This is a genomic window from Halomonas sp. BMC6, assembly GCF_964204995.1.
GTDB lineage: Bacteria > Pseudomonadota > Gammaproteobacteria > Pseudomonadales > Halomonadaceae > Vreelandella.
Window position 1 is genome coordinate 1 of the sequence record NZ_CAXNSH010000001.1, and the last position, 18378, is coordinate 18378.

General features: G+C 60.1%; 15 protein-coding genes. 9 read left to right on the plus strand and 6 right to left on the minus strand.

The window, feature by feature from the left end; all coding sequences use genetic code 11:
• On the plus strand, window positions 1-412 hold a 412-nt coding region (locus AB6K10_RS00005), incomplete at its 5' end, for a nucleoside recognition domain-containing protein (protein ID WP_339117702.1).
• A 247-nt stretch (window positions 413-659) separates the two neighbouring features.
• Here the strand turns inward: AB6K10_RS00005 and AB6K10_RS00010 are convergent.
• The 3 genes from AB6K10_RS00010 to AB6K10_RS00020 form a co-directional block, all read right to left on the minus strand.
• Window positions 660-2852, minus strand: a complete 2193-nt coding sequence (locus tag AB6K10_RS00010) for an OsmC domain/YcaO domain-containing protein (protein ID WP_339117703.1) — start codon at window positions 2850-2852, stop codon at window positions 660-662.
• A 143-nt stretch (window positions 2853-2995) separates the two neighbouring features.
• On the minus strand, window positions 2996-3166 hold the full coding sequence (locus tag AB6K10_RS00015) for a hypothetical protein (RefSeq protein WP_339117704.1): 171 nt from the start codon (window positions 3164-3166) through the stop codon (window positions 2996-2998).
• Between the two features lie 30 nt (window positions 3167-3196).
• On the minus strand, window positions 3197-4081 hold the full coding sequence (locus tag AB6K10_RS00020) for a LysR family transcriptional regulator (protein ID WP_339117705.1): 885 nt from the start codon (window positions 4079-4081) through the stop codon (window positions 3197-3199).
• Between the two features lie 119 nt (window positions 4082-4200).
• Between AB6K10_RS00020 and AB6K10_RS00025 the strand changes: the two genes are divergently transcribed.
• Window positions 4201-5211 (plus strand): zinc-binding alcohol dehydrogenase family protein, encoded by a 1011-nt coding sequence (locus AB6K10_RS00025; protein WP_062374058.1) that lies wholly within the window; start codon window positions 4201-4203, stop codon window positions 5209-5211.
• A 99-nt stretch (window positions 5212-5310) separates the two neighbouring features.
• Entirely contained in the window at window positions 5311-5631 is a 321-nt protein-coding gene (locus AB6K10_RS00030) for a helix-turn-helix transcriptional regulator (protein WP_339117706.1), read from the plus strand.
• Between the two features lie 11 nt (window positions 5632-5642).
• Here AB6K10_RS00030 and AB6K10_RS00035 read toward each other — a convergent pair whose 3' ends face one another.
• Window positions 5643-6230, minus strand: coding sequence for a TetR family transcriptional regulator C-terminal domain-containing protein (locus tag AB6K10_RS00035; protein WP_339117707.1), 588 nt, complete (start codon window positions 6228-6230; stop codon window positions 5643-5645).
• Window positions 6231-6445: 215 nt separating this feature from the next.
• Between AB6K10_RS00035 and AB6K10_RS00040 the strand changes: the two genes are divergently transcribed.
• Genes AB6K10_RS00040 through AB6K10_RS00055 form a run of 4 tightly spaced genes read left to right on the plus strand, consistent with a single transcriptional unit; the run spans window position 6446 to window position 12939 of the window.
• The gene (locus tag AB6K10_RS00040) at window positions 6446-7651 is read left to right on the plus strand and encodes an efflux RND transporter periplasmic adaptor subunit (protein ID WP_339117708.1); all 1206 of its coding nucleotides are present in this window, start codon (window positions 6446-6448) and stop codon (window positions 7649-7651) included.
• The gene (locus tag AB6K10_RS00045) at window positions 7648-10746 is read left to right on the plus strand and encodes an efflux RND transporter permease subunit (protein WP_339117709.1); all 3099 of its coding nucleotides are present in this window, start codon (window positions 7648-7650) and stop codon (window positions 10744-10746) included. Before AB6K10_RS00040 ends, AB6K10_RS00045 begins: the two co-directional genes overlap by 4 nt.
• Window positions 10746-12170 carry an ATP-binding protein gene (locus AB6K10_RS00050; protein ID WP_339117710.1) on the plus strand — a complete coding sequence of 475 codons (1425 nt, stop codon included), beginning with the start codon at window positions 10746-10748 and terminating at the stop codon, window positions 12168-12170. The genes AB6K10_RS00045 and AB6K10_RS00050 overlap by 1 nt, the downstream gene beginning before the upstream one ends.
• A gap of 22 nt (window positions 12171-12192) precedes the next feature.
• The gene (locus AB6K10_RS00055) at window positions 12193-12939 is read left to right on the plus strand and encodes a response regulator (protein ID WP_339117711.1); all 747 of its coding nucleotides are present in this window, start codon (window positions 12193-12195) and stop codon (window positions 12937-12939) included.
• Between the two features lie 5 nt (window positions 12940-12944).
• Here AB6K10_RS00055 and AB6K10_RS00060 read toward each other — a convergent pair whose 3' ends face one another.
• A complete protein-coding gene (locus AB6K10_RS00060) occupies window positions 12945-13862 on the minus strand; it encodes an alpha/beta hydrolase (RefSeq protein ID WP_339117712.1) in 918 nt (305 codons plus the stop codon).
• A gap of 186 nt (window positions 13863-14048) precedes the next feature.
• On the opposite strand from AB6K10_RS00060, the gene AB6K10_RS00065 reads away from it, so the two are divergent.
• On the plus strand, window positions 14049-14471 hold the full coding sequence (locus AB6K10_RS00065) for a hypothetical protein (protein ID WP_253017651.1): 423 nt from the start codon (window positions 14049-14051) through the stop codon (window positions 14469-14471).
• Window positions 14472-14698: 227 nt separating this feature from the next.
• Window positions 14699-16738 carry a choline BCCT transporter BetT gene (gene betT, locus AB6K10_RS00070; protein ID WP_159343064.1) on the plus strand — a complete coding sequence of 680 codons (2040 nt, stop codon included), beginning with the start codon at window positions 14699-14701 and terminating at the stop codon, window positions 16736-16738.
• 69 nt (window positions 16739-16807) lie between these two features.
• On the opposite strand, the gene AB6K10_RS00075 is transcribed toward betT, so the two are convergent.
• A complete protein-coding gene (locus tag AB6K10_RS00075) occupies window positions 16808-18328 on the minus strand; it encodes an aldehyde dehydrogenase family protein (RefSeq protein ID WP_159343065.1) in 1521 nt (506 codons plus the stop codon).
• Window positions 18329-18378: the final 50 nt, after the last annotated feature.

Below are 18378 nucleotides of genomic sequence, written 5' to 3' on the forward strand. Positions count from 1 at the left end.
CTTTACCATCACCCTGCTGCCCTTCCTGATTGCCATGCTAGTCGCGGTGGGTGTGCTACGCGCCAGCGGCGTGCTGGATGCCGGGCTTGGCGGTATCCGCTGGCTGGTTGAAGGCATCGGCTGGGACACCCGCTTTGTGGATGCGCTGCCCACCGCCTTTGTGAAGCCCCTCTCCGGCAGTGGCTCCCGTGCCATGATGATCGAAACCATGAACACCTTTGGTGTCGATAGCTTCCCTGGGCTACTGGCAGCCACCTTCCAAGGCAGCACCGAAACCACGTTTTACGTGCTGGCGGTTTACTTCGGTGCCGTAGGCATCACCCGCATTCGCCATGGGTTGGGATGCGCCCTGGTCGCCGATATAGCAGGCATCACCACCGCCATTCTGGTGTGCTACTGGTTCTTTGGCTGAATTGCGCGAAGAGTGTTGTACCAAGCCAAGCATGTAATTAAATTTGGCGCAGCGGTGCAGTTGATTGCACTCACTGCGCCAGAGTGCACCACATAAAAACGGTGCGGGCCTTTTCCTGCTTCAAACAAAAAACGCCCTAGGGGTCGGCTTATCCCGAGATATGTGGGAAAGCTTACTGCCTAAGGCGTGGATAATTTCTAGCTTACGGAGTACTTAATGCCTCGTCAACCCCAATCGCCTCTACAGGTTACATGCGCGCAATCCCCGCTTTAGCCGCTCGCGCTGCGTGAAGCTTCTTGTAGCTTTCGATCAGGCGCTGGTGGCGATCCAAGCCCTCTAACTGCATATTGGTGGGCTTGAGGCCGTGGAAGCGCACGCTGCCGTCTACTGAACCCACGACCGCCTCCATAGTCGCTTCGCCAAACATGCGCTGGAAGTTGGGGAGGTAGTCGTCCAGCTCCAATTCGTCGTCCAGGGCAATTTCCAGCACCGCGTTGACCGCCTGATAGAACAGCCCGCGCTCAACGGTGTTGTCGTTGTACTGGAGGAACATCTGCACGCAGTCCAGCGCCTCTTCATGGCGGCCAAGTGCCAGGTAAACCAGCAGTTTCAGCTCCAGAATGGTTAGCTGGCCCCACACGGTGTTCTCGTCGAACTCGATACCAATCAGCGTGATGATATCGGCGTGGTCGTCCATCTGGCTCTCTTCCAAGCGCTCGACGAGATCGGTGAGCTGCTCGTCATCCAGGCGATGCAGATTGAGAATATCTTCGCGGTAGTCCAGCGCCTTGTTGGTGTTGTCCCAAATCAGGTCTTCGATGGGGTACACCTCGGAGTAGCCAGGTACCAGAATGCGGCATACCGGCGCGCCCAGGTCTTCGTGCACTGCCATGTACACTTCCGCGCCCAGCTCTTCGAAAATACCGAACAGGGTCTCGGCTTCTTCCTCGTTGCTGCCGGAGAAGTCCCACTCGCTGAACTCGAAGTCGGGCTTGGCGCTGAAGAAGCGCCAGGAGACTACGCCTACCGAGTCGATGAAGTGCTCGACGAAGTTGTTCGGCTCAGAGACAGTCTGCGAGTTGAAAGTTGGCAGCGGCAGGTCGTTCAGGCCTTCGAAGCTGCGGCCTTGGAGCAGCTCGGTCAAGCTGCGCTCCAGCGCTACTTCAAAGCTTGGGTGAGCACCGAAGGAGGCAAACACGCCGCCGGTACGCGGGTTCATCAGCGTCACGCACATCACCGGGAACTGCCCGCCCATGGAGGCATCCTTCACCAGCACCGGGAAGCCTTGGGCTTCCAGGGCATTAATGCCCTCTACAATGTTCGGGTACTTGGCCAACACTTCTTGGGGTACGTCGGGCAGGGTCAGCTCCTGTTCGAGAATCTCCCGCTTCACCGCCCGCTCGAAAATTTCTGAAAGGCACTGCACCTGAGCTTCCACCAGGGTATTGCCCGCGCTCATGCCGTTGCTGAGGAACAGGTTTTCGATCAGGTTAGAGGGGAAGTAGACCGTTTCGCCATCGCTTTGGCGCACAAAGGGCAGCGAAACGATGCCCCGGTCTTCACGACCCGAGTTGGTATCGATCAGGTTCGAGCCACCCAGCTCGCCTTCAGGGTTGTAAATCGCCAGGCAGTGCTCGTCGAGAATTTCGGCGGGCAGCTCGTCGTTCGGGCCCGGCTTGAACCACTTCTCATTGGGGTAGTGAACAAATTCACTGTTGGCAATCTCTTCACCCAAAAACTGGTCGTTATAGAAAAAGTTGCAGCTCAGGCGTTCGATAAACTCGCCCAGCGCCGAACAAAGCGCACTCTCTTTGGTCGCGCCTTTGCCGTTGGTAAAGCACATGGGGGACGCCGCATCGCGAATATGCAGCGACCAAACGTGAGGCACGATATTGCGCCAGGAGGCGATCTCAATCTTCATACCGAGGTCGGCCAAAATGCCGCTCATATTGGCAATGGTCTGCTCCAGCGGCAGATCTTTGCCTTCGATGTAGGTGCTGCTCCCCTCCGGCGCGCCCATCAGCAGCGCTTGGGCGTCCTCGTCGATGTTCTCGACCACTTCAATCTGGAACTCGGGGCCGGTCTGAACAACCTTCTTCACCGTGCAGCGGTCGATGGAGCGCAGGATGCCTTCGCGATCCTTTTCCGAGATATCTTCCGGCAGCTCTACCTGAATCTTGAAGATCTGCTTGTAGCGGTTTTCCGGGTCGACGATGTTGTTTTGCGACAGGCGAATGTTCTCGGTGGGAATATTGCGCGCGTTGCAGTACACCTTGACGAAGTAGGCGGCACACATAGCCGACGACGCCAGGAAGTAGTCAAACGGGCCAGGGGCCGAGCCGTCGCCCTTGTAGCGAATCGGCTGGTCGGAGATGACCGTAAAATCGTCGAACTTGGACTCCAGGCGGAGGTTGTCGAGATAGTTAACTTTGATTTCCATAAGCGGGCGTCCAGAGTAATGAGTGTGCCTGAGCGCCAACGCATCAGGCGAATGGCGGCCATTATCCAGTTTTTTGCCCGCTTCGTCTTGGGCAGTCGCGTGAATCGCTTATTGCGGCTCCAGCAAGAACGGCAGCGACTCCTCTAGCAGCAGGTCAGGAATCTCTTCGGCGATATAGTGCCCGCAAGGCAGCGCTCGTACTCCGCCAGCGCTTCCGGGGCGAACGGTGCCATGCCCGCGCTGCGGGTGCCCATCCGATAGGCAGTATCGACGCCGTTAACGCGGCGTGTCTGTTTTTCAAGCCCTTTAAACATGGCTAGCTCCTCGCGGATAGATGATGCTCTTCACTTGGCGTTCTCTTGTAACCGCTCGATCAGAAAGTCTTTCAGCGCGACCACGGCGGGCGTGAGCGACAGCCGATGCGGGCAGACGAGATACAGCGGCGCGGGCTCGGTAGGAAACGCAGCCAACAGCGCCACCAAGCGGCCTGCGCGGAGATCCGCCTGAACATCGAGGCGAGATTTATAGGCAATGCCCTCTCCCGCCAGCGCCCAGCGGCGCACACACTCGGCATCGTCGCTCACTCGATTGCCCTGCACGCTGATACGCTCACTGCCGAACTGCCACTGGTTGTGCACCCGCTCGCCCAGGTTGAAGCAGAGGCAGTTGTGCTGGCGTAATTCATCTGGAGTGGCAGGCTCGCCGTGGCGCGCGATATAGCTTGGTGCTGCGCACACCGCCCGGTGGTTATCGCTTTTTAGCGGCAGGGCTACCAGGCTGGAATCCTCCGGCACGCCGTAGCGCAGGGCAATCTCCACCGGTTGGCGAAACAGGTCGCTCACCCGGTCACTCACCCGAAGCCGCAGGCGCAGCTGCGGATGCCGCGCCATAAAGCGATCCAGCCAGCCCAGCAGCACGTTGCGGCCCAGATCAGACGGCATGGAGAGGCTGAGCTCTCCCGCTATCTCCTGGCGCTCGCGGTGCAGTTCTTTTTCCCCTTCGGCAAGGGCACTCAGCGCCGTTTTCGCGTGCACTAAATAGTGCGCCCCAGCGGGCGTTAGCCGCAAGCTGCGGGTAGAGCGCACCAACAGCCGCGTGCCTAGAGCGTCTTCAAGCCGTTTGATCGCCACGCTAGCCACCGCTGGGGTAATCGCCAGCTCCCGCGCGGCGGCGGAAAGGCTGCCGTGCTCGGCGGCATAGACAAGCACGTTTAGGTCATCGGTACGCATGGAGCGATAGCGCCCTTATTTTCAAAAAAAATTGGAAACTGTTAGCTACATTAGCCCTCTTTTTCATAAAACGACACCCAGGCATGATGTCGCCATTCATCATCGCTTGGAGAACGACCATGAAAGCATTCGCGTTTACCAAAAGCCTGCCGATCGACCACCCAGACGCCCTGCACGCCGTCGAGCTGCCACTGCCCACCCCTGAGCCCCACGATATTCGTGTCGCGGTGAGCGCAGTTTCCGTCAATCCGGTGGATGCCAAGGTGCGCAAGAGCGCGCTGCCCGAAGGCGGCGAGCCTCGCGTGCTGGGTTACGACGCGGTGGGCGTGGTCGATGCCGTGGGCAGTGCGGTCACTCGCTTTCAGCCGGGTGACCGGGTGTGGTACGCGGGCAGCATCGCACGCCAAGGCTCCAACGCTGAGTACCAGCTGGTCGATGAGCGCATCGCCAGCCTAGCGCCGAAGAGCCTCTCCGACGCCCAGGCCGCCGCCCTGCCGTTAACCGCCATTACTGCCTGGGAACTGCTGTTCGACCGCCTAGAGCTGGGCATGCGCGACACCCAAGGCAAAACCCTATTAGTGGTAGGCGCTGCGGGGGGTGTTGGCTCGATTCTGATTCAGCTCGCCAAGCAGCTCACCGATATCACCGTGATTGGGACAGCCTCACGCCCGGAAAGCCAAGCCTGGGTCACGTCGCTCGGCGCCGATGCGGTGATCGACCACCGCCAACCGCTGGATGAAGCGCTCAAAGCCGCAGGCTATGAGCAGGTGGATATGGTGGTCAGCCTCAATCAAACCGATCACCACTTCGAGGCGATCATCAATGCTCTAAAACCCCAGGGCAAGCTGGCGCTGATCGATGACCCGGAACTGATCGATGTGCGCAAACTCAAGCTCAAAAGCCTGTCACTGCACTGGGAGCTGATGTTCACGCGGCCGCTGTTTACCACCGAGGACATTGCCAAGCAGCACGACCTATTGAGCGAAGTCGCCGCCATGGTGGATAGCGGCCGTTTAACCACGACGCTGGGCGAGGTGCTTGGCCCCATCACTGCCGATAACCTAACGCGTGCCCACGCGCTGATTGAGAGCAACCGCACCGTGGGTAAGCTGGTGTTAGAGGGCTTCTAACCACGCGCACGGCTTATTTTAAGCGGACGTAAAGAGCGAGCCGTTGCACTCTTGGGCGCAAGGCGGCACATTAGCCGCCACCGCCCAAGAGTCACGCCTATGCACGATGAATTTGTGGCCAATTTGCGCCTGCTGTGCAGCTACTACCCCTCTATTGCCGACGTGTGCCGTCGCCTGCCCATCAACCGGGCGCAGTTCAACCGCTACCTCAGCGGACGCTACTACCCCAGCCATGCCGCGCTCCAGCGTATTTGCCACTTTTTTGGCGTCACGCCGGACGACATTGCCCTACCCCACCACGATTTTCGGGCGCTGGTACAAACCGGCCAGCTCAATGCCGACACCGCGAGCACCTCTCTGCTCGCCGCCGTGAACAACGACGTGACCAGCGGTGATTACCACTTCCGCGCTTGCCATTGATGTATCGCCTGCTAGCGTGGCACCAGCACTTGATCGAACAAAATGGCCTCGAAGTGTTCCATAGGGGCCAGAGATTTGAGTGTTTTAGCCCGCAGAATCGCCCCTTCCCATCCGGAGAGAATAAAGCTGGCCAGCGCCTCAGGCGGGATGGCGGCATTGATCGTGCCGTCGGCTTGGGCTTGGCTCAAGCAGACCACAAAGCGTTTTTCCCAACGCTGAAACACCAAATTCAGGGCATCACGGAAGGTATCACTCTGGCCGGAAAGCTCCTGACCGAGATTACCGATCAAGCAGCCGGTGGTGTGATCGCAGTCGAGCATATGGGCGCGCCCGGTGGCAAAGTAGCGGCGCAAACGCTCCAGGGGCGGCAGGGCGGGGTCTTCCAGCAGCGCCGCTAACGACGCATCGTAATCGTCGGCAAAGCGCTCGATGACCGCCAAACCGAAGTCTTCTTTGCTGGAAAAGTAGTGGTAGAACGAGCCTTTGGGGACACCGCAGGTTTTTAATACAGCATTGATACCCGTCGCATTATAGCCCTGCTGGGCAATCAGCTCGGCACCAGAATCAATGAGTTTGTCGCGGGTGGCGGTGTTTTTCATAACGTCATACAGACCAGGAAGTCTATGGCTTTTCACATGAATGATGGCAGCTATTACTTGCTGCGTCAGCGTTTGGTGCAAAAAAGCCCCGTCACGTCGGGTTGCACACTTTTTGCACAAAGCTTACCTAATCGCTGCGTGGCAATCGGTGATGCTAGCATGATACGCGCTCTTTTCTGGAATTTTTGCTCTCAGCCAACGGATAACACCCGTCCATGACCCCCTCTCGCTCTTACGCTTTTTCTCAGCAAGGTCGCATCGGCTTCGGTGCGCTGGCAGCGCTATTGGTGTTTGTCGGTGGTTTAGCTCTCGCTTGGTGGATCGTTAGCCAGCCGCCACGGGTCGAGCGCCGCCCGCCGCCACTGCCAACGCCGCCTGTGGTCGATGTCATCACTACGGAACAGCAGGTGCAGTCACCCACGCTGAACGGCTTTGGCCGCGTTGAGGCAGAAAAATCCACCGAGCTTGCCAGCCGCGTAGCGGGCCAGCTAGAGCGCTTTGGCGATGGCGTGCTGCCTGGGCGAGTCGTGGAGCAGGGCGAGCCGGTGGCCCACATCGACCAAGCCGACCTGCGCTTAACGCTAGAAGACGCCGAAGCCCAGTTGGCGAATGCCCAGGCGCAGCTCGCCTTAGAGCAGGCCGAGCAGCAGCGTGCGCGCAGCGAGTACGAATCCTTTGGCCGCCAGCTCAGCGCCGAACGCCGCGCGCTAGTGCTGCGTGAACCACAGCTCCGTCAGGCCCAAGCTCAACTGACCCAAGCCCGCGTGGTGCGAGACCAAGCGGCGCTCAACCTGGAGCGTGCGACCTTGACCGCCCCGTGGCGCGCCATGGTGCAAGAGCGTTTGGTGGGCGCTGGCAGCCTGCTGAGCCAAGGCACCGCCGTGGCGAGTTTGGTCGGCGTCGAGCAGTTCTGGGTGCGCGCCTCGCTGCCGGGCGAAACGCTGGATTGGCTCTCGCCGGGGGGGAGCGTCACGCTGACCAGCCAAGGCTGGCCAGAAGGGGCCTCTCGGGAAGGCACGTTGCTCTCTATTCTGCCCAACCTCGAAGAGAACGGCCTGCAGGCCCAGCTGTTGATCGCCGTGGATGATCCACTGGCGCTCAACCAGGACGGCCCCGCCCTGCGCTTGGGAGATGTGCTGCGCGTGGCGTTTCATACCACCGCCGAAGAGCCCTTGATTGCGCTGCCCTCAGCCGCACTTCGCCCCGGCGAGCAGGTGTGGTGGGTGGATGAGGATAATCGCCTGCAAAGCACCCAGGTCACGCTCGCCTATCGCGGCCAGGAAGAAGTGCTGATACGCAGCGGCCTGGAGCCCGGCCAGCGGGTAGTGACTGCCGGGCTAGCCCAACCCAGAGAGGGCCAGGAAGTGCGGATTCGCCAGCGTGGCGATACCCCCGCTCAGGATGAGGGAGCGGCTCAATGATGCGTAAAGGCCCGCTGGCGTGGATGGTCGATCACGGCGTCGCCCCTAACCTGATGATGGTGCTGTTTATCATCGGCGGGTTAATGGCATCGCTGGCGATTAAAAAAGAGGTCTTCCCTGAATTCGAGACCGAAATCGTTCAGGTCACCATCAGCTACCCGGGTGCCACGCCCGAGGATGTGGAGCAGAGCCTGCTGCTGCCGGTCGAGGCCGCGATTGCCGATGTGGAAGGCATCGATGAACTGACCGCCAGCGCCAGCGAAGGCAGCGGCGTGGTGAGCGCCACGCTGATTGATGGCGTGGACGTGATGCGGGCGTATCAGGATATTCAGCAATCCGTGAACGCCATCACCACCCTGCCCGCCGCCGCCGACCCGCCCCGCTTCACCCTGGCAGGCCGCTCGCGCAGCGTGGTCAGCCTTCAGGTGTATGGCAACGTGGGCTTGGCCGCGCTTCACGATGCGGCAGAGAACGTACGCGCCGAGCTGCAGGCCACCAGCGGTATTTCCCGCGCCGAGCTTTCCGGCAACCGCGAACGGGAAATCCAGGTTCATTTGGATGACGAGGCCATCGAGCGCTACGGGTTGGATCATCAACAGCTAGCCAGCCGCATTGCCGAGGAAGCGCTGGACCTTGCCAGCGGCCAGCTCACAACCGACGAGGGTGAGTGGCTGATTCGCTACCAGGGGCGGCGCAACAGCGCCGAGGAGTTTGCCGAACTGCCCATCTTGACCACCGCCCAGGGCGCGCCCGTTATGCTCGGCGATATTGCCAGGGTGAGCGAGGGCTTTGCCGAAACTGATCGGGAGGAGTTCTACAACGGCCAGCCGGGGCTATCGGTGGACGTGTATCAAATCGGCGACCAAACGCCTACTGGTATTTCTAATGCGGTTTACGGCGAGTTGGAGCGGCTGCGGGCCAGCCTGCCCGATGGCGTCAGCCTGGACGTTTCACGGGATAGCTCGGAAGTGTACGAAGACCGCCTCAGCCTACTGCTGAAAAACGCCTGGATGGGTTTGGCGCTGGTACTGATTTTGATGGCGCTGTTTTTAGAGGCGCGGCTGGCCTTTTGGGTCACGCTAGGCATTCCCACGGCGTTTTTAGGGGCCATGCTGTTTCTACCCTGGGTCGGCGTGTCGCTCAATATGATGTCGATGTTCGCCTTTATCATTGCCCTCGGCATCGTGGTGGATGACGCCATCATGGTGGGCGAAAACATCTACAGTTACCGAGAGCAGGGCTACTCGCTGCGAGATGCGGCGGTTAAAGGCGCTCAAGAAATTGCCACTCCGCTGACCTTTGCCATCCTCTCCAATATCGTCGCGTTTCTACCGCTCTTGTTCCTGCCGGGATTTCTGGGGCTGATTTTTGCCACCGTGCCGGTGGTGGTGATTACCGTGTTTGTGATTTCGCTGGTAGAAGCGCTGTTTATTCTGCCCGCCCACTTGGCTCACGCCAGCAAGCCCCGCCAAACGCCCGCGTGGCAGCGGCCTATCGAAGCGGTGCGACTCAGTATGCAGCGCGGCCTGCATCACTTCACCTATCAACAGTTTGAGCCTCTGTTACAGCGCGCACTCAATCAGCGCCTGCTCACCGTCGCTATGGGGGTCGCCATTCTCTGTGTGACCATGGCCTGGGCGATGAGCGGGCGGTTAGGTTTTTCGCTGATGCCTCGGGTCGAGTCTGATCAGGTGCAAGCCACCGTCACCCTGCCGATTGGCAGCCATATCAGCGTAAGCCGCGAGCTAAGCCAACAGCTCCTCGATGCCGCCGCACAGCTCAGCGAGCAGGAAGAGACCCTCACCTTCAGCAGCACCCGCAGTAGCCTAGATGGCGAAAGCCTGGAAGTGCGTTTGGATATCGCGCCGGAAAGCCTGGATGCCTGGCCTCCTTCTCGCATCGCTCGGGAGTGGCGGGACCTCACCGGGGATCTGTTAGGCGCGCAGTCGGTACGCTTCGAGTCTGACTTTGGCGGCCCCGGTAGCGGGGCGGCGTTGAGCCTGCGCCTCTCTCACCCCAATACCCAAGTGCTGGAGGCCGCCGCCGCAGATTTGGCCGAACGGCTAGCCGAATATGGCTTGACCGATATCGACAGCGGCCTGGGCGATGGCAAGCCACAGCTAGAGATGCGCCTCTCCGCCGAAGGTCGTTCACTCGGGCTGACCGGCAGCGACCTCGCCCAGGCGCTGCGCGGCCCGCTGCAAGGAGCCACGGCGGTGGAGCAGTTTATCGGCCGCCAGGAGGTGAGCGTGGAAGTGCGCCTGCCGGAGCAGTCGCGCAACAGCCTTAGCGAGCTATACCGCCTGCCGGTCAGAACCCCCGACGGGATGAGCGTGCCGCTCTCTAGAGTCGCGGATATCACTCTGAGCCAAGCCTCCAGCAGCCTGCAGCGTATTGATGGGCGGCGGATTATCACCGTCACCGCCGATTCAGAGAGCGACCAAGCGATTAACCAAGTGCTCGCCACCCTGCAAGAAGAGGTCTTCCCCACGCTCAGCAACACCTGGCCAGGGCTTGAAGTGAGCATGGGCGGCCGTCAACAGGACACCGCCGACAACCTCGCCACCCTGCGTAACGCCATGTGGCTGATGTTAGCCGCCCTCTATGCGCTGCTCGCTATTCCGTTCAGAAGCTACCTACAGCCGCTGTTGGTGATGGCCGCAATTCCGTTTGGTATCGTCGGTGCCGTGGGCGGTCATATGCTGATGGGCTTTGGGCTGTCGATCATCAGCCTATTAGGTATGCTAGCGCTCTCCGGCGTGGTGATTAACGATGCGTTGGTGTTGATCGACTACGCTAACCGTAAGCGACGGGAAGGCATGGCGCCTCGCGAAGCGATTGTGGCCGCCGCCACCCGACGCTTGCGGCCGATTATGATGACCACGCTGACCACATTCCTGGGGCTTGCGCCGATGATTCTGGAAACCTCACGCCAGGCACGCTTTATGATCCCCATGGCGATTTCGCTAGGCTTTGGCATGCTCTTCGCCACCCTGATTCTGCTGCTGGTAGTGCCCTGCCTCTATTTAGGGCTGGAAAACCTACGTGAACGGTTAAGCGCCCCGCGCCAGCCTAGCCAGCAGGGCATAAACTAATGAGTAGATGGACCCGACTGCGTCAGTGGCGGCCCTCACGGCTGGGGCTAAAGCTGTTTGTGGCAATTTTAAGCGTTAACGTGGCCATCGCGGCGAGCGTGTTTCTGGCGGTCTCTTACAGCATCGACCGCGGCTTTCTTGAGTATCTCAATCAAGCCCAGGAGCGGCGGGCCACGCTGCTTGCCGATGGGCTGATTACCCGCTGGGAAACCCAGGGCGACTGGGCTTGGTTAGAAGCGTCGCCTGATCGCTGGCCCTATATTGTGCGCTTTGAACTCGGTCAGGAGCATCGTGACCGTCCATCGCCTCTCGGCGAAGCTGAGGATTTTGCTCTGCGCGATAGCAAAGGGGATTATGTTGTACCACCTGCGGATACACCGCGTGGCTCAATGGGCTGGCGCTGGCTAACGCTGTATAGCGATATGACCCCAAGCGGCCAGCGAGAAGCGATTGGCGCGCTGGGTTTTCGCCCGCCGCAGGAGATGATGGAGCGCATGGAGAGCCGCTTTCTGGAGCGCCAGCAGCGTAACCTAGTGCTAATCGTGATCTCGCTAGGGCTGGCCTCGCTGCTGCTGGCAGGCGGGCTCTCCTGGTGGCTGGGTCGGCGCACCCGCGCCCTGGCCGGGGCTACGCTGCGCTTAACCGAAGGCGACTACCACACCCGCCTGCCAGAGCGTGGTAAAGACGAGCTTTCCCGCCTTGCCCGAGATTTCAACGTGCTGGCCGCCACGCTTGAAGCCAGCCGTGAAGCCCGCGCCCGCTGGGTCTCGGACACCGCCCATGAGCTGCGCACCCCACTGGCCGTGCTGCGGGGTGAAATTGAAGCCATGCAGGACGGCATCCGCCCGCTGAACCAGGAAAACTTAAGTTCGCTGGCTCAGGAAGTGGCTCAGCTAGAGCGCTTAGTAGCCGATTTACGCCTGCTCTCCCAAAGCGATGCGGGCGCGCTGGATATCCAGCTTGCCCCCATGAATCTCAGCGAAAGCCTGGAAAGCCGCCTGAACGACGCCGACCGCTGGCTGGAAGAGAGCGGCCTGACCCTCACCACGGCCCTGGCCGATGATGTGATGATTCGTGGCGATGCCCAACGACTACGCCAGCTGTGGAGCAACCTGCTGGATAACAGCTGCGCCTACACCCAACCGCCTGGCAAGCTAAACGTTGCCCTGACCTGCGAACGGGGCGACGCGGTGATTACCTGGCAAGACAGTGCCCCTGGCGTTCCCGAGGGAGAGCTGTCACGGCTGACCGAGCGACTCTACCGCGTGGAGGGTTCCCGCAACCGCGCCAGCGGCGGAAGCGGCCTAGGGCTTTCCATTGCCAGCGCGCTGGTAACGGCCCATGGTGGTACCCTCACCCCCAGCGCTTCGCCCCTTGGCGGCTTGACCTGGACCCTGCGGTTTCCGCTATTAACCGTCTCTTAACCCGACCCTAAGCGAGCTTGCGATGACCCAGCGTGCTGAACACCCCGAGGCTCCCGCCCAAGACGGTCTCTCTCAGGAGACGTCCCTACTGATCGTGGAGGACGAGCCTAAAATTGCCCGCCTCATGGCGGACTACCTGCAAAGCAATAACTTCGCTCCGACCATTATCAGCCACGGCAGTGACGTCATGCCCTGGCTGACCCAACACTCGACGTCGCTGGTACTGTTGGACGTGATGCTGCCGGGTAAAGATGGCCTGACGCTCTGCCGAGAAATTCGCCAACAGTGGCCGACCCTGCCGATCATCATGGTCACCGCCAAAGTAGAAGAAGTGGATCGTCTCCTCGGGCTCGAACTGGGTGCTGATGATTACATCTGCAAACCCTTTAGCCCGCGCGAAGTGGTGGCGCGTGTCAAAGCCGTGCTGCGCAGAAGCCATGCCGCCGCACAGGGCGATGCCCCAACCACCGCCAAGCATACCCCGGTGACGCTGGACGAAGAGGGCTGGCAGGCGCTCGCCAATGGCCATGACCTAGGGCTAACCGCCGTGGAGTTTCAACTGCTGCGCGTGATGATGCAGTCGCCTGGCCGGATCTTCAGCCGCGAGCAGCTGATGGATCATATGTACCGCGACAACCGCATCGTGTCCGAACGCACGGTCGACAGCCACATCAAGAAGCTGCGTAAAAAGATCACCGAAGCCCTGCCCGACCAGGAGATCATCCGCTCGGTGTATGGGGTGGGCTATAAGTATCAGCCCGAGGGATAAGCCACTTACTCAGGCGCGACATGGCGGTTCAAGAACGCAATCCCCGCCTCGATGGCGCTTCCGCGCAGTAGGAAGCTCGTGACATGGCCACGCCCGCGCTGCAGGTAGAGTTCGCTAGGCGTCCCCTGGGCCTTCAACGCTGCGTAGAAGTCAGTGGCGTGATCGACCGGCACGAGCTGGTCCCAGCTGCCGTGAAACAGGAAAAACGGCGGTGCCTTACCGGTGATTTGCCGGGCCGGAGAGGCCAGCGCGTAGGCCTCCGGCCGCTCGGCACGTGTGCCGCCGATAAAGTCGATCACGAGACGTCCATCGTCGAATTTCAACAGATCACTGGGTAACCCGCCCGCCAGCACTGCTGCCAAACGCGCATGCTCCCCGCCATAAGGCGCTGCCAACGGGCCTTCACTGCCAGCCAGGGCAAGCAAGCTGACCAAATGCGCGCCGGAGGAGAACCCGACACCGACGATGCGGTCGGTATCGATCTGCCAGTCAGTGGCGTTGTCGTGTATCCAGGCCATCGCCTGCTGGAGATCGTGTAGCTGCGCGGGGAAACGATAGTTAGGGGCAAAGCGGTGTTCGATATTCACCGTGACGTATCCCTGGGCCGCCAACTGCGCCGCGATGCCTTCCATATCCTCCGGCCCTCGATTACGCCACCCCCCACCGTGTACCACGAGCGCCGCAGGACGACGTGCGTCGCCTGACGTCTCGGGGAGCAGCACCTGGGCACGTAAGGTTTCGGGCCACGTCTCAGGCGTGTAGGGCTGAGGAGCCAGGCGGCTAAACGGCTGGGGGGCGCGCAGCGTGCCCTGCTCGATGGCAGGCTCCCCTTGGCTGACTTGATGCGTGGCACCGCAGCCGCTTAACCACACGGCTAGCGCGCTGACACTCACGATTCGGCGTAGACCACGAATATCTGGCATGCGTCTCTCCTTCTGACCAACGGTAGTGGCGTTTCCCCTCACCGCTCAACCGCCCCGTGCTCTATCTTGTCGTTTCGTCTCATCTGAGAAGGTCACGGTTGTTGCACACTTTGTGCAAACGTTTTACACCAAGCCCATGAATACTGACATCGTCAAATTACCATGTATTCACCGATGAGGTATGCCATGAAGATGTCACTTCGCCAACTGTTCGCGCCCGCTCTGCTGGCCGTCGCCCTGACACCGTTAGCCTTCACCGCACAAGCGGATCACCACGATGGCCAAGGCATGGATCGTGAGGCCATGAAAGAGCGCATGGAAGAGCGCCGCCAGGAAGTTTACCAGCGCGCTGAACTGAGCGAGGAGCAGCAAGCAGCCCTCAATGAGGCCCACGCCGAGCATCGTGAGGCCGTCCTGGCACTGCGTGAAGAGCATCAAGCCCGTGTCGCCGAGATTCTCTCCGACGAAGAGCAGCAGGCGCTGCGTGATGCCATGCACGACATGCACGCTGAGTACCGCCAGGAGCGTGGTCATAGTGGCCACGGCAAACGCGGTCACCATGACGATTCCACCCGCGACATGGACACCGAAGAGGCTGCTGCCGAGTAAGCGTTTATTTAGCGTCAAACACTCTCTCCGCGCCCAGCTTAGCTGGGCGCGTTTGTTTCTATACTCCTCCCGTAGCCCCTTACGCGCCCTGTCTCATGCGCCTCCCTCCTGGCTGGCCTGCTTGGCGCTCGACTTGAAGTGAACGCCTAAAGCGCGTATTTTATTTGAACGTTCATTCAAAAATAACGTGTTTCTCATCTTTGTCTTAACAACAGGAGTCCGCCTCCATGGCGAAAGACAACCCCGTCCTCCCCTCACGAGACCGCTTGAACCCCGTGGTTTTCCACGGCAGCGTCGCCGGTATTCTCGTGTTCTTGATCATGACGATGCTGTTCACCGAGCAAGCAGGCGCTTTCTTCGATGCAGGCCTTGCCTGGGTGAGCAAAACGTTTGGCTGGTACTACATGCTGGCGATTGTGGCGTATCTGGTGTTCGTGGTGATCATCGGCATGTCCCGTTACGGCAGCATCCGCCTTGGCCCCGACCACTCACGGCCTGAGTTCTCGCTACTCTCCTGGTCGGCCATGCTGTTTGCCGCAGGCATTGGCATTGACCTTTTGTTTTTCAGCGTTGCCGAGCCGGTTGCCCACTATTTGGCACCGCCGGATCTAACTCCTGAAAGCCAAGAGGCCATGCGCAACGCCGTGGTACAAACCTACCTGCACTGGGGGCTCTCCGGTTGGGGTCTGTACGTGCTGATGGGCATGGCCCTGGCCTACTTCAGCTACCGTCACCGTTTGCCGCTGGCGATTCGCAGCGCGCTCTATCCGCTGCTGGGCAAGCGCATTCACGGCCCGATTGGCAACGCCGTCGATATCACTGCCGTCATTTCGACCGTGTTCGGTATTGCCACCAGCTTGGGCATTGGCGTGATTCAGCTCAACTACGGCCTAAACTACATGTTCGACGTGCCGGAAACGCTGACGGTGCAGGTCATTTTGATCGTGCTGGTGGTCGTACTCGCCACGATCTCGGTAGTCACCGGCGTCGAGAAAGGCATTCGTCGCCTCTCCGAGTTCAACATGCTGTTGGCCCTGGCGCTGATGCTGTTCGTGCTCTTTTCCGGCGACACCCTGGTGCTGCTGGATAAGGTGGTCAACAACGCGGGCGACTATCTCTCTGGCTTCGTGGCTGCCAGCTTCGACACCTACGCCTTTGCCGATGAAGGCGCCCAAGAGTGGAAAATGTGGTGGACCATCTTCTTCTGGGGCTGGTGGATCGCCTGGACGCCTTTCGTAGGCCTGTTCCTGGCGCGTATCTCTCGCGGTCGTACCATTCGTCAGTTCGTGGCCGGTGCGCTGTTCATTCCGCTGTCGTTCATGATGGTGTGGATGTCCATTTTCGGTAACAGCGGTATCGAGCTGGTCGCCAACCAGGGCGTTGTCGAGCTGGGCGAACAGGCGCTGAACTCACCGCAAACCACGCTGTATACGCTGCTTGAGTACTACCCCTATGTGGGCATTACCGCCGCCGTCGTGACCGTGTTGGGTATCGTCTTCTTCATTACCTCGGCGGATTCGGGTGCGCTGGTATTGGCCAACTTCACCTCGATCTTAAGCGACGTGAACCACGATGCGCCGGTGAAGCTGCGCATCTTCTGGTCGGCCGTGATTGGCTTGATTACCGTGGCTCTGCTCATGGCAGGCGGCTTAAACGCGCTACAAAGCGCAGTCGTGATTACGGCGCTGCCCTTCTCGGTGGTGATCTTTGCCATCATGGTGGGCACCTATAAAGCGCTGAAGCTGGAAGGCAGCAAAGCCGACGCACGCCGCATGATTGCGGGCGGTGCCCCGGGCGGCGACTGGCGGGAGCGTTTGGATCGCGCGCTGGACACCTCCAACCGTGCCGGTGCCGCGGCGACCATTCAGCACTCGATTCGCCCCGCGATGACACAGTTTGCCCAGGAGCTGGAGAGCCGTGGTCAGGCCGCTAACGTCACCGAAGAGCAGGTCGAGGGGGAGTCGCTGCCCACGCTGACGCTTCAGGTCGATTTTGGTGACGCGACGAGCTTTGTTTACCAGGTTTGCCCGCACCGCATGCGGACACCGAGCTTTATTCCAGCAGACGATGACTTCTACGTGCGTCTGGATGTGTACCTTGCCGAAGGCGGTCAGGAGAAAGACCTCAATGGCTACACTCGGGGTCAGGTGATTGGGGATTTGGTGGCCGAGTACGAGCGCCACTTGCACTTCCTCACCCTGGCAGGTGGCCACGTACAGGCCATGCCGGGCACCATTGGCGAACCGCCAGAGGATGCTCAGCTGTAACGGCACTCGCCCAATAAGAAACCCCGGTCTATTGACCGGGGTTTTTTGTGCTTGCCGTACTCGAGCGCTTTAGAAGAATCCCAGCGGGTTGATATCGTAGCTCACCAGCAGATTCTTGGTTTGCTGGTAGTGCTCGAGTGCCATCTTGTGGGTTTCACGACCCACGCCCGACTTCTTGTAGCCGCCGAAAGCAGCATGGGCGGGGTACTGGTGGTAGCAGTTGGTCCAGACGCGGCCCGCTTGAATGCCACGGCCCATGCGGAAGGCCACGTTGATGTCGCGGCTCCACACGCCCGCCCCCAAGCCAAACTCGGTATCGTTGGCAATCGCCAGCGCTTCCTCTTCGTCCTTGAAGGTCGTCACCGCGACCACCGGACCAAAAATCTCCTCCTGGAAGACACGCATCTGGTTGGTGCCTTTCAACAGCGTTGGCTGAATGTAGTAACCGCTGTTGATGCTGTCATCCAGCGTCTCTTTATTACCGCCGGTGAGGAACTCGGCGCCCTCGTCCCGGGCGATATCCATGTACGACATGATCTTGTCGAACTGCTCTTGGGATGCCTGAGCGCCCACCTGAACGTCGGTATCCAGCGGGTTACCCCGTTTGATGGTTTTGGTGCGCTCGATGACTTTCGCCATGAACTCGTCGTACATGCTCTCTTGAATCAGCGCCCGCGACGGGCAGGTGCACACTTCCCCTTGGTTGAAGAAGGCCAGCACCAGTCCTTCTACTGCTTTGTCGATGAACGTCGGCTCGGCGTTCATGATGTCGGCAAAGTAGATATTGGGGGACTTGCCGCCCAGCTCGACGGTAGAGGGAATGATGTTCTCTGCCGCACACTTCAGAATATGCGAGCCCACCGGCGTCGAACCGGTAAAGGCGATCTTGGCGATGCGCTTGCTGGTCGCCAGCGCCTGACCGGCTTCCGCGCCAAAACCGTTGACGATATTGAGTACGCCCGGCGGCAGCAGGTCGCCAATCAACTCGGCGACTTTCAAAATGGAAGCAGGGGTCTGCTCGGCGGGCTTTAGAACGACGCAGTTACCTGCCGCCAGCGCCGGACCTAGCTTCCACGCTGCCATCAAAATCGGGAAGTTCCAAGGGATGATTTGCCCCACCACGCCCAGCGGCTCGTGGAAGTGGTACGCCACGGTGTTGGCGTCGATATCGGCGGCGGTGCCCTCCTGGGAGCGCAGGCAGCCGGCGAAGTAGCGGAAGTGGTCGACGGCCAGCGGGATGTCCGCATTGAGGGTTTCACGCACCGCTTTGCCGTTATCCCACGTTTCGGCCACGGCCAGCATTTCGAGGTTTTGCTCGATGCGATCGGCGATTTTGAGCAGGATGTTACTGCGCTCTTGTACCGAGGTCTTGCCCCACGCCGGAGCGGCTTTATGGGCAGCGTCTAACGCTTTTTCGATATCTTCAGCGCTAGAGCGGGGAATTTCACAGAACACTTTGCCGTTCACTGGGCTAATGTTGTCGAAGTACTGACCGTTCACCGGGGGGACGAATTCACCGCCGATGTAGTTGCCATAGCGCTTTTCGAACGACACAACAGAGCCCGCTTCACCTGGGTTGGCGTAGATCATGGTACTGCTCCTGCGTATTATGATTATTAAAAGGTGCCTACCCAGTGTTG

Coding starts and splice junctions, on each gene's coding strand:
- AB6K10_RS00010 (WP_339117703.1), bottom strand. CDS start 2,852: ATGGAAATCAAAGTTAACTATCTCGACAACCTCCGCCTGGAGTCCAAG.
- AB6K10_RS00015 (WP_339117704.1), bottom strand. CDS start 3,166: ATGTTTAAAGGGCTTGAAAAACAGACACGCCGCGTTAACGGCGTCGAT.
- AB6K10_RS00020 (WP_339117705.1), bottom strand. CDS start 4,081: ATGCGTACCGATGACCTAAACGTGCTTGTCTATGCCGCCGAGCACGGC.
- AB6K10_RS00025 (WP_062374058.1), top strand. CDS start 4,201: ATGAAAGCATTCGCGTTTACCAAAAGCCTGCCGATCGACCACCCAGAC.
- AB6K10_RS00030 (WP_339117706.1), top strand. CDS start 5,311: ATGCACGATGAATTTGTGGCCAATTTGCGCCTGCTGTGCAGCTACTAC.
- AB6K10_RS00035 (WP_339117707.1), bottom strand. CDS start 6,230: ATGAAAAACACCGCCACCCGCGACAAACTCATTGATTCTGGTGCCGAG.
- AB6K10_RS00040 (WP_339117708.1), top strand. CDS start 6,446: ATGACCCCCTCTCGCTCTTACGCTTTTTCTCAGCAAGGTCGCATCGGC.
- AB6K10_RS00045 (WP_339117709.1), top strand. CDS start 7,648: ATGATGCGTAAAGGCCCGCTGGCGTGGATGGTCGATCACGGCGTCGCC.
- AB6K10_RS00050 (WP_339117710.1), top strand. CDS start 10,746: ATGAGTAGATGGACCCGACTGCGTCAGTGGCGGCCCTCACGGCTGGGG.
- AB6K10_RS00055 (WP_339117711.1), top strand. CDS start 12,193: ATGACCCAGCGTGCTGAACACCCCGAGGCTCCCGCCCAAGACGGTCTC.
- AB6K10_RS00060 (WP_339117712.1), bottom strand. CDS start 13,862: ATGCCAGATATTCGTGGTCTACGCCGAATCGTGAGTGTCAGCGCGCTA.
- AB6K10_RS00065 (WP_253017651.1), top strand. CDS start 14,049: ATGAAGATGTCACTTCGCCAACTGTTCGCGCCCGCTCTGCTGGCCGTC.
- betT (WP_159343064.1), top strand. CDS start 14,699: ATGGCGAAAGACAACCCCGTCCTCCCCTCACGAGACCGCTTGAACCCC.
- AB6K10_RS00075 (WP_159343065.1), bottom strand. CDS start 18,328: ATGATCTACGCCAACCCAGGTGAAGCGGGCTCTGTTGTGTCGTTCGAA.